We start from the raw sequence: 10,376 nt of genomic DNA on the forward strand, positions 1-10,376 counted from the left end.
ATGTCAGACATAGTGCGGGAATCGACGCATCATGCGAGAACGGCCAGGGGGCGGGGGTTAGACCAGTCGGCGGGCGGCGCGGCCGGCTTGGCGGCCGCTGAAGAGGCAGCCGCCGAGGAAGGTTCCCTCCAAGGCACGGTAGCCATGGACGCCGCCGCCGCCGAAGCCCGAGGCCTCGCCGACCGCCATCAGTCCGTTAATCGGCTTGCCGTTCTCGCCCAAGACGCGGCCCGACAGGTCGGTCTGCAAACCGCCCAGCGATTTACGGGTCAGGATGTTCATCTTGATCGCGACCAGCGGTCCCGCCGCGGGATCCAAGATGCGGTGCATCGGCTGGGTCCGGACCAGATTGTCGCCGATGTAGGCCAACGACCGACGGATCGCCTTGATGCCGTCGTCCGTCGAGCGGGGGTTCATCGACTCAGCATCGCGATGCTTGATCTGACGCTTCAGTGCAGCCGCATCGAGATGATTGGTGCCGACGAGCTTGTTCATTTTGGCCGTCAACTCTTCGACGCTGTTCGCCGTCACAAAGTCGGGGCCGCGGTCGAGGAATGCCTGCACCGGCTTAGGCACGTCGTCGATCACGCGGTTGGCCAGATATGCCGCCAAGTTCTTGCTCGTCAGCTCCGGATTTTGCTCGGAGCCCGACAGAATGAATTCCTTCTCGATGATTCGCTTGTTCAGCACAAACCACGAGTACTCAAACCCCGACTTCTGAATCAGCTCCAACGTGCCGAGGGTGTCCATGCTGGGAATGCCAGGGGTGGGGAAGCGACGACCGGCACCGTCGAACCACATCGACGACGGTGCCGCCAACACGCGGATGCCGTGACCGGGCCAGATCGGCGAGTGGTTGCGGAGGCCTTCGGTGTAATGCCACATGCGGTCGCGGTTCACATGGCGGGCACCTGCGGCTTCGGCGATCCCCAGCATCCGACCGTCGACGTGCGCGGGCACACCGGTCACCATGTGCTCCGGCGGATTGCCGAGACGGGCGGGCCAGTTGCGTCGAACAAGTTCGTGGTTGCCGCCGATGCCGCCCGATGCCACGATCACCAGCGGTGCGTGGAACTCGAAGTCGCCGACCACGGTGCGCGACGACGCCTTACCTCGCGGCTGCGAGGTGGCGGCGAGAACGCTGCCGCGGATCCCGACCACGTCGTCGCCGGAGGTGAGGAGTTCGTCGACGCGGTGCCGGAACTCAAAGCGCACCAGGCCTGCGCGCTGGGCGGCCTTAATACGTCGGACAAATGGCTCGACGACACCGGGGCCGGTGCCGAGGGTGGTGTGGAAACGGGGCACGGAGTTGCCCACACCGCCGGGGGTGCCGTCACCACGTTCGGCCCATCCGACCACCGGAACCCACAGCATGCCCATTCCTGCGAGCCATGAGCGCTTTTCCCGGTGTGCAAAATCGAGGTAGTGCTCGGCCCACTGTCGGGCCCAATAGTCTTCGCCACCAACGCTATTGGGATTACGGTCGAATCCCGCGGTGGCGAACCAGTCGCGGCGAGCGCGTTCGGGACTGTCGTGGATGCCAGCCAGCCGTTGCTCGGGGCTGTCGATAAAGAACAGCCCGCCGAGACTCCAATGCGCCTGCCCACCGAGGTTGGCACCGGACTCCTGATCAACGATCAGGACTTTCTTCTTCCGGTCGGTCAACTCGCATGCCGCAACCAAGCCGGAAAGGCCGTGCCCAACGATGATGACGTCGGCATCTTGTTTGGGCCCTGCTGACGCGATTCCGCTTCCGGGCGCGACGAGGGTGGTCGCCAGCGCTGCACCGCCTGCGGCCATCACCTGTCGGCGCGTGAGGGACGGATTCAGCGAGGGATGCACGGGTGGCCTTCCGGATTGGCGTCAAACACTTCGGGATCGCGCGATGACCCTATGCGAGAGGGTCGAGTCTCAACGGGATTTGGCCAATCACGGCACGATTACGGGCTTGCACACCCTCATTCCGGCGCAGCGCGTTGAATTTGCTACCTATAGGGTCGCAAAATCAACGCGCTGCGACTGCTCCTACGACTTCCGCGCGAACATGGCGCCGAAAGTGTCCATCCACTTCTTGGCGGGTTCGTCGAGGGTGCCGTGTTCGGCGGCGCGTTCGCACCAGCGACGGGTCATCAGGCCGAACTCCATCGGGTTGTAGACGTCTTCCTCGCAACTCCAGAGGCCGTCGCCCGCGTAGGTGAGGATGGTGATGTTGGTGGCGGTAAAGACGGAGCCATCACCGGGGTCGCGCATGGGGTTGTCGACTTCGCAGATCACGCGGCCGGTCTCGGGGTCGACGACGTGCCACAGCGACGGGTACTCCACCATGTGGCTGCCGGGGAACGCGTTCATCGTCTTGTTGATCCAGGCGCGAATCTCCTCCCGCCCGCTGAACTGTCCGTAGGCGTGCTCAATGTAGGTGGCGTCAACGGTGAATTGGGCGGCCCAGCGATCCCAATCCTTACTGATGGCGATTTCGGCAACCGTCTTCTGGAACTGGGCAAATGCGTCATTGAGTTCGGCGGCGGAGAACTTTGGGGTCATGGATGCCGATGGTAAGGGGGATTCGGACAAGTCGGAGGCAATCGGGCCGCGACGGCACGCCTTGGTCGACGACGTGGTGTCATTCGAAAAGGCTAGTGCGGTGCGTCCCAACTCGGCTACTCCTGGGTAGCATTCGACTCCGAACTAAGCAGCTATCTGGGTGAATGGTGAGGGCATGTTCCAAATCGGGGACGACATCGCGGGTTACCGCGTCGAGCGAGTGCTCGGGGCTGGCGGCATGGGCGAGGTCTATCAGGCCGCCCATCCGCGCTTGCCGCGCAGCGACGCCATCAAGGTGCTGCGCTCGGCGCATGCCGAGGACCCGGTTGTTCGGCAGCGTTTTGAACGCGAAGCCGACCTCCTTGCGCCGATTGTCCACCCCAACCTGGTCCGCATCTACGACCGCGGAGCGTTCGACGACATCCTGTGGATCGCGATGGAACTGGTCGCCGGTACTGACGCGGCCAAGATGTCGCAGTCGTCGGCCGGTGGTATGGATCCGCGCCTCGTCGTGAACATCGTCAACGGTGTTGCCGCCGGCCTCGACGTGGCCCACCGGCACGGCGTCCTGCACCGCGATGTGAAGCCCGCGAACATTTTGGTGACGCCCGGATCGGATCCGATCGTTCCGGATGCGATCAAGGTGACCGATTTCGGGATCGCGCGGACCCTCGGCGAGGCGGGAGCCGACCTCACCAGCACCGGGACCGCCGTTGGGACGCTGCGCTATTCGGCACCCGAACAGATTGAAGGACGCGAGGTGGACGGTCGAACCGACATCTATGCGTTGGCGGCCACCACTTTTGAGCTCCTCACGGGTACCGCGCCCTACGAGTCGGACACCTTGCAAGGGCTGATTAGCGCGCACCTCTTCTCCGAACCGCCGCGTGCTTCCGAGCGCGAGCGGCGTCTGCCACCGGCCGTCGACGCGGTATTGGCTGCGGGGCTGTCGAAAGATCCTGCGGCGCGACCCCAGACGGCGACGGCGTTCGCCTATTCCCTGTATTCGGCGTTCACCAGCGGTGCGCCGATGCTGCCTGCCGCGCAAACCTTTGCGAATACCCCCGGCGCTCCCGTGTCTCATCCAGTACACCCTGCGCCGGTACCGGCACACCGCTGGTATCAGAAACTGTCCGCGCTCGTGTCAATCGCCACGGTTGCCGGGCTCGCGCTCGGCGTAGGTGGCGGTTACCTGTGGTCGTCGTCGATGGGGCTCGATGCCCCGTCCGGCGTCCAGGCCACCGCGACGCCGCAGGGTGTTGACCTGACTTGGGACGCGGTGCCCGGTGCCACGAACTACGTCCTTAAGCAAGACGATGAGGTGGTCCAAACGGTCGACGACACGTCGCTGACTTTGACAGAGATCTTCCCCGGGGAGCACACGTTCTCGGTCGCCGCGCAAAACCTGGCAGATAGGCAGTCCGATTTCAGCGACGCGGTGTCGGTGACCGCCGTGCAGAACTGGGGTTTGATGCGGGACGTCGCGAAGGCTTTTCCCGATTTGCTGCCCTCCACACCGGTTAGCACCGACGGGTTCGACGGCTTGACGTGCACCGCCCAGGGGCCAGTCCCGGACGCCGGTTACCCTGCGGCGATCATCAACTGCAAGAAGAAGACCAGCGCAGATTCATCGGAATACGAGGTCCGCATTTTGCGGTATGCGAGTCCGGCCGCTGCGAGTAGCGACACCTACCACCGGGTCAATAACCGCACCTCGAAAAAGGACGACAAGGTGAGGTCGGCCCAAGGTAGCGAGGGGGCGATAACGACCGGTGTCGCTGACAACGGGACAGCGCGGTCGCTGTGGGAGTTCAAGTTCACCGATCCGCGTGCCGCCATCCTGGTCGAGGTGGTGTACCCGGATTCGCGGGACACCAAGAAGGCCCGCGACCTAATCGGAAAGTTGCCATTCTGATGACCTATACGCAACAAGCGACGACATCCGGCACGCCCAGGCAGCGTCGCACTTACTTCATCGCGGGTGCGGTTGCCCTCGCCGTCCTATTGGCATCGATGCTGATCATCAGGTTTGGTGTGGAAGGTACCCGCCCCGTCGACCGCCCGTCGGGGCTCACGTCCACGGTCGAGGGCACGAAGGTCCAGTTGTCATGGAACGGGGTCAGCGGTGCCGATTGGTATCAGGTGATCCGAGATAAGGGCACCGTCGTCTACGTTGGTTCCGCCACTACCGCCACCGATTCGACTGCACCGCAAGGCAAGCGCAGCTACGTAATTCGAGCCGAACGCAACGGAGTGTGGTCGGAACCGAGCGCGGCAACTGAGGTGACAGTTGATGCCAGTTGGGGCGTGTACCAGCCCTTTGTCGATACGGTTCCGAAGTTGCTGCCGAAGTCCCCAGACGGCCAGGGCTGGGAAGGCGCGTACTGTGAGTGGGCAATCGCGCCCACTACGGCTGAGGTCGGACCGGAACCGATGGGCAGTGGAAAGGTGCGGACCCGCGCACGTATCAACTGCAACGGAAGCTCGGCAGTTTATGTCGTCAGTTGGCTCGTATCTGCGGATGCGACGGACGAATTCTTCAAAACAAAGGCGTCCGATTCTGGAGGCGATGAGATCGCCTGGAAGCACGGCACCGGTATTTTTGATCCGAAACAGAACGCGGCCTTCCTCCGTACCGATCTGGTGAAGAACTCGTGGATCGCGGTCAGCGTTCCCGGCGGTACCAAACAACAGATGATCGAGACGGCAAACAAGCTCCCGCTCGAGTAGGCCGAACCGTCTCGGCGTCGTCATTCGAACGACGTGGTGCGATGCCCTCGATACAGGACTGTGCCGGTAGCATTCGGCGCGATCAGCAGTAATTCGGTGAACGGCGGAGAGATGTTCCAAATCGGCGACCAGATCGCGGGCTACCGTGTCGAGCAGGTCCTCGGAGCTGGCGGCATGGGCGAGGTCTACAAGGCTACTCATCCGCGTCTACCGCGAAGCGATGCCATCAAGGTGCTGCGTTCGGCGCACGCCGAAGACCCAGTGGTGAGGCAGCGTTTCGACCGCGAAGCCGATCTTCTGGCGCCGATTGCCCACCCCAATCTGGTCCGGGTCTACGACCGCGGTGTGTTCGGTGACGTGCTGTGGATTGCCATGGAATTGGTGCCCGGCACGGACGCGTCGAAGATGTCGAAGGCTTCTCCGGCCGGCATGGATCCGCGGCTGGTGGTCAACATCGTGAATGGTGTAGCAGCGGGACTAGATGTGGCGCACCGGCACGGAGTGCTGCATCGCGACATTAAGCCGGCCAACATTCTGGTGACCCCCGGTGCGGACCCGGTGATGCCTGACGCAGTTAAAGTCACCGACTTTGGTATCGCGCAGGCGCTCGGCGAGGCCGGTGCCGGAGCAGGCTTGACCCACACCGGGACAACGGTTGGCACCATGCGGTATTGCTCGCCGGAACAGATTGACGGGCGTCGGGTTGACGGTCGTGCCGACATCTATTCGCTGGCCGCGACAGCCTTCGAGCTCCTGACCGGTAGCGCCCCCTTCGATTCGGGCAGCCTGCAGGGTTTGATGACGGCTCACCTGTTCGCCGAACCGCCGCGCGCATCGGAGCGGACCAGGTCATTACCGCCGTCCGTCGACGATGTGCTGCGAGCAGGCTTGGCGAAGGATCCGGCGGGGCGGCCACCGACGGCATCGGCTTTTGCGCAGGCGCTCCAGGCGGCGTTCACCGGCGGCAGAGTGAATCTCCCGACGAGCGGCCACATGTTTGCGAATACCACAGGTGCGCCGGTGCCTGGCCCACAGCACGCGAATCTGCAGGCCCGGCCTGCACCAGCCTCGCCGCAGACACCGACTAAACCAGCGGTGAAGCGCCGCGGGCAGGCCGCCGTCGCGGTGCTCGTCGTCATGGCGCTGGGCGCCCTAGTCGGAGTGTTCATGCGCGGTGGAGGCACTCTTCAAACGCCAGATCGTCCGGAGGCCCGGGCCACGGCGACGGGAATCGACTTAACCTGGCGCGCTGTGCCGGGTGCAAAGAGCTACGTGGTCAAACAGAATGACCAAGTCGTTCATGTGGGTAGTGGAACTTCAGTGCAGCTAAATCCTTGGCCGGGCACCTATCGGTACAGCGTTTCTGCTCGGAGTCAGTCCGGGACGAACTCGGATTTTTCTAACGCCACCGAGGATGTTGTTTTTGGTCAGAAGTGGCGCGGGCTGGAAGACATCATTGAGCTGTACCCAGATTTGCTCCCTAGTACGCCGGTAAGCACTGACGGATATCAGAAGATCGTTTGCCAGGGATTGGGTCCGCTGGCGACCGCCGAAAACCGTCGATCAATCTTCTGCAACAAGCCGAACGGTGACGACTGGGTGAAGGACTACGACTACCAGATTGCCATCTATAGCTACGCTGATGAGAAATCGGCACTCGTCGGTGCGGGTAGAGAGCGATTTGCTGGCGTGGCCAACCACGAATTAATCTCGACCGCTCAAGGCGATCGCGTCGGCGTCGACTTTGGGCTTGCTGCCACTGGCGGGGCCCAAGCTGTGATGAGCTACTTCAAGGATGGCGAACGGAGAGGTTCAACCTACTTGGTGGTTGCTGTGCCTAACGGAAAGAGCGGCGACGACGCACTCGACATTCTCCGAAAGTTGCCGATCTGATGGCGCCGGAGGGTTCTGCAGTGTTGAAGTCCTGGTGGGTCCGCAGCATCGTCGGGCTCAGTATTCTTGGGGTTGTCGCCGCCGGCCTGGGCTACTGGTTGGCTGGCAGTTTCCACACGGTTAGTGCACCCGAGGGCCTGCAGGCCAAGGCCTCGGTAGGTGTCGTGGAGATCAGTTGGAATTCGGTTGAGGGTGCCGATCAGTACATGCTGGTACGTGACGACGGCGAGGTAATCTACGCTGGCGACGAGACACGGTATTCCGACTTCTCCGCAAAGTTTGGCGAGCGCCGGTATGTCGTCATATCTACCGTTGATGGCCGGGAATCGCCTGCCAGCGCCGAGACCGTGGTCAAGGTTGATTCAGGCTGGGGAGATTGGGGAATTTATGCGGCCGAATTCCCAAAACTCCTGCCGCGAACGCCGAAGCAAGTCGGCTGGCAACAGAGCACATGTCAGTGGATGATCCGACCCGACAGGGCTGAATTGGGATCGGGTCCACAGGGATCCGGACACCCGGTTGGGCGTGCTCGGATCGCATGTATGTCGCCTGATTCGGTGGCACTTCAAGTGGTGTGGGTGGCATCAGCAGAGGAAGTGGACGAGTTTTTCGGGCGAGCGTCTGCTTTCGACGGTGCAGAGGCGATCAGCTGGCGATATGGCACCGGTTACGTTCGTATCCAAGCTGGGGAGATTTATATCCGCGCAGATGATCGCAACGATGTCTTTTTCGCGATCGGGAAGTCGGGAGCAACGAAGTCGGAGCTCATCAGGCTCGCCAACTCGATGGACCTGGACTAAGTCCGTATCGGTGCCGCGAACACGGGCGTGTTGCTTATGGTTGCGGTCCGGCCATTCCACTGAATGGGTTTGGGGCGTCGAACCGGGGAGGTCGGACAGCGAACGGTTCGACAACGGTGGCGGCGAGTTCAAGGAATGCCGATCGAGTCGCTGGTTGCATGTTGTCTAGATCGACGTATCCGCCGATGGCGAGGTGATTGTCGTAGGGGATGACCTGCACGGCACGGGTGCGGCCCAGGAAATAGTTGCGAAGCATCTCAACATCGACGGGCGCGTTCTTGCTCTGTGATGCTGCGATCACCACGATCGCTTCGCGGGCGAGTTGTTCGTATCCGTGGGCACCGAGCCAAGCGAGCGTGTCGACTGCACTTTGGGCACCGTCCAATGCCGGTGAAGTCACCAAGACGAGCGCCGTCGCGGACTTGAGGACTCCGGACATCGCCGAGTGAACCAGTCCGGTTCCGCAGTCGGTCAGGATCATGTTGTAGTGGTACTCGAGGATCTCGAGTGCCTTCAGGTACTCATCCTCGTTGAACGCTTCGGAGATCGCCGGGTCGCGTTCGGAGGCAAGGACTTCGAGTCGACTCGTGGCTTGACTCGTGTGTTTGCGTACATCGACGTATCGCCGGGTATTTGGTTCGTTCAGCAAGTCTCGGACCGTCGAAATCGTCTGGGACGGGATGCGCCCGGCCAGCGTGCCCAAGTCGGGGTTGGCATCGACGGCGATGACGCGATCGCCGCGCAACGACGCCAGCACGGACCCCAAACCAATCGTGACCGTCGTTTTGCCGACCCCGCCTTTGAGCGAGAGGACGGCGAGACGGAAGTCGGGGCCGATGGGCTGCCTTACCCGTTCGGCGAGGGCGGCGATGTCTTGTTGGTTCCTTGTGCCACCGAAAGTGATGAAGCCACCGGCGATGCTGCGCATTGACGATCGCCAGGTGCGATGCCCGGAGCGGGGACCCGCGGCCGGAGCCTGCGGCAGTTGCGGCTCGGGCCTCCGCTGTGGGGAACTTCCCGGTGTCGCGTTTTGATTTGGTGGCAACGGTGCGGACGGAGGTTGCTCGGATCCGATGCTGTCGGCACCGGTGCCAGCGCTGTCGGAAGAGGCAGGCCACATCCACGATGGCGGTTGGTTGCTTGACGAAGGATTCAACGATCCGTACCTCTCAGATTCTCACCCGGCGTGCCCGAGTACCTCGTCTTCCGATGGTCGGCGTGGATGGACCGGCACGCAAAGCCGTCGTCGGTTCGGTAGTCGACGCGCGACAGGCGAGGTGACTGCCCGCGCACCGTACCCCAGTCGATGTCGGCCAGATAGTCGACGTATGCCGTTCAAAGTGATTATGTGCACTTTGCCCTATCCGGTTTCGATGCTTAAAAGAACTTAAGCTACCCTCCGGTACGTGATCAACAGTAATGTTCGGGGGCGGTCGTGGTTGCGGCTGGTTGGGGTGGTCGTACTGGCGCTTGTGTTGGCGTCGTGTTCGGATCGCCTGGAGAAGGACGGAAGCGATTCGGCAGAGTCGGTTCCGTCTGCGCAGTTGCAGGCATGGTCTGAGCTACATAGTGATCCCTACGGCATTGGTCAGCGCGCCCTGCAGTCGTATGCGTATGCGGCGGCGGCCATGGCGAAGGCACAGCCGGAATGCGGTCTCGGATGGGCCACGCTCGCGGGAATCGGCTCGGTTTCGAGCGATCATGGCGAGGCAAGCGGATCCACCGTCGGTGTCGACGGCATGGTGACTCCGGAGATGCGGAACTTGCGTCAGTCGCGAGAGACGGGCGCGAAGGTCGTCTCGGATACTGACGCCGGCCACTACGACGGTTCGTCCGTGATTGATGCCCGGATGGGGCCGATGCAGATCTTGCCGTCGCAGTGGGAGCAGTTTGCGACCGACGCTGACAACGACGGCAAGCCGAACCCGGACAGCTTTGACGACTCGACGTTGACTGCTGCCCGACTGCTGTGCGGGGTCGGCGATCTGCGCAAGTCAGAGAATTGGTCTGCTGCGGTTGGGCAGTTCAATTCGATGCCCGGCTTTGTTGAGAAGGTCCACGCGGCTGCGCTTCGATACGGTCGCTAGTCGAATATTCGCCCGTTCGGTTGAGGGATTCTCCCGTCTTGTTTGACTTCTATCTGGTCAGGAACTGAGTGCTATGTCTGGTGTTTCTTTTCGTCCGTTGGCGATGACTGCTGTCGCGGTCGTTGCGGTGTTGGGGTTGGCGGGTTGTTCGTCGGCGGGATCGAATGCGTCCGAGCAGAATGTTGATCTGAATGCTCAGGCTGAGTTGACTGTTCCGAATGTGGAGTCGGCGAGCATGATCGTGCCGCCGGCACCTCCGGTGCCGGCTCTGCCAGTCAAGAATGCCGCCAACGAGCAGAATGCCGGTGATGGGCCGGGTGAGGGT

The 10,376-nt window shown here is 62.3% G+C and carries 8 protein-coding genes and 1 pseudogene; 6 read left to right on the plus strand and 3 right to left on the minus strand.

Going from position 1 to position 10,376, the window contains the following annotated elements; all coding sequences use genetic code 11:
- Positions 1–57: 57 nt before the first annotated feature.
- Both WBA38_RS01965 and WBA38_RS01970 read right to left on the minus strand, forming a co-directional pair.
- Positions 58–1,800, minus strand: coding sequence for an FAD-binding dehydrogenase (locus WBA38_RS01965; RefSeq protein ID WP_424321929.1), 1,743 nt, complete (start codon positions 1,798–1,800; stop codon positions 58–60).
- A 225-nt stretch (positions 1,801–2,025) separates the two neighbouring features.
- Positions 2,026–2,541: a nuclear transport factor 2 family protein gene (locus WBA38_RS01970; RefSeq protein ID WP_424294793.1), complete on the minus strand. Its 516-nt coding sequence runs from the start codon at positions 2,539–2,541 to the stop codon at positions 2,026–2,028.
- A gap of 175 nt (positions 2,542–2,716) precedes the next feature.
- Between WBA38_RS01970 and WBA38_RS01975 the strand changes: the two genes are divergently transcribed.
- The 4 genes from WBA38_RS01975 to WBA38_RS01990 are packed head-to-tail and all read left to right on the plus strand — an operon-like array spanning position 2,717 to position 7,964.
- Positions 2,717–4,456 carry a protein kinase domain-containing protein gene (locus WBA38_RS01975; protein ID WP_424294791.1) on the plus strand — a complete coding sequence of 580 codons (1,740 nt, stop codon included), beginning with the start codon at positions 2,717–2,719 and terminating at the stop codon, positions 4,454–4,456.
- A complete protein-coding gene (locus WBA38_RS01980; protein ID WP_424294789.1) occupies positions 4,456–5,271 on the plus strand; it encodes a hypothetical protein in 816 nt (271 codons plus the stop codon). Before WBA38_RS01975 ends, WBA38_RS01980 begins: the two co-directional genes overlap by 1 nt.
- Positions 5,272–5,331: 60 nt before the next feature.
- The gene (locus tag WBA38_RS01985; RefSeq protein WP_424321927.1) at positions 5,332–7,164 is read left to right on the plus strand and encodes a serine/threonine-protein kinase; all 1,833 of its coding nucleotides are present in this window, start codon (positions 5,332–5,334) and stop codon (positions 7,162–7,164) included.
- A 20-nt stretch (positions 7,165–7,184) separates the two neighbouring features.
- Positions 7,185–7,964, plus strand: a complete 780-nt coding sequence (locus WBA38_RS01990; protein ID WP_424294787.1) for a hypothetical protein — start codon at positions 7,185–7,187, stop codon at positions 7,962–7,964.
- Between the two features lie 34 nt (positions 7,965–7,998).
- Here WBA38_RS01990 and WBA38_RS01995 read toward each other — a convergent pair whose 3' ends face one another.
- Positions 7,999–8,892, minus strand: coding sequence for a MinD/ParA family ATP-binding protein (locus WBA38_RS01995; RefSeq protein WP_424294784.1), 894 nt, complete (start codon positions 8,890–8,892; stop codon positions 7,999–8,001).
- 478 nt (positions 8,893–9,370) lie between these two features.
- Between WBA38_RS01995 and WBA38_RS02000 the strand changes: the two genes are divergently transcribed.
- A complete protein-coding gene (locus WBA38_RS02000) occupies positions 9,371–10,051 on the plus strand; it encodes a hypothetical protein (protein ID WP_424321928.1) in 681 nt (226 codons plus the stop codon).
- Positions 10,052–10,154: 103 nt separating this feature from the next.
- A pseudogene (locus WBA38_RS02005) lies at positions 10,155–10,376 on the plus strand (DUF4185 domain-containing protein); the annotation flags it as partial.

This window comes from Gordonia sp. (in: high G+C Gram-positive bacteria) (assembly GCF_049647785.1).
Taxonomy (GTDB): domain Bacteria; phylum Actinomycetota; class Actinomycetes; order Mycobacteriales; family Mycobacteriaceae; genus Gordonia.

Coding starts and splice junctions, on each gene's coding strand:
- WBA38_RS01975 (WP_424294791.1), top strand. CDS start 2,717: ATGTTCCAAATCGGGGACGACATCGCGGGTTACCGCGTCGAGCGAGTG.
- WBA38_RS01965 (WP_424321929.1), bottom strand. CDS start 1,800: ATGGCCGCAGGCGGTGCAGCGCTGGCGACCACCCTCGTCGCGCCCGGA.
- WBA38_RS01980 (WP_424294789.1), top strand. CDS start 4,456: ATGACCTATACGCAACAAGCGACGACATCCGGCACGCCCAGGCAGCGT.
- WBA38_RS01995 (WP_424294784.1), bottom strand. CDS start 8,892: ATGCGCAGCATCGCCGGTGGCTTCATCACTTTCGGTGGCACAAGGAAC.
- WBA38_RS01970 (WP_424294793.1), bottom strand. CDS start 2,541: ATGACCCCAAAGTTCTCCGCCGCCGAACTCAATGACGCATTTGCCCAG.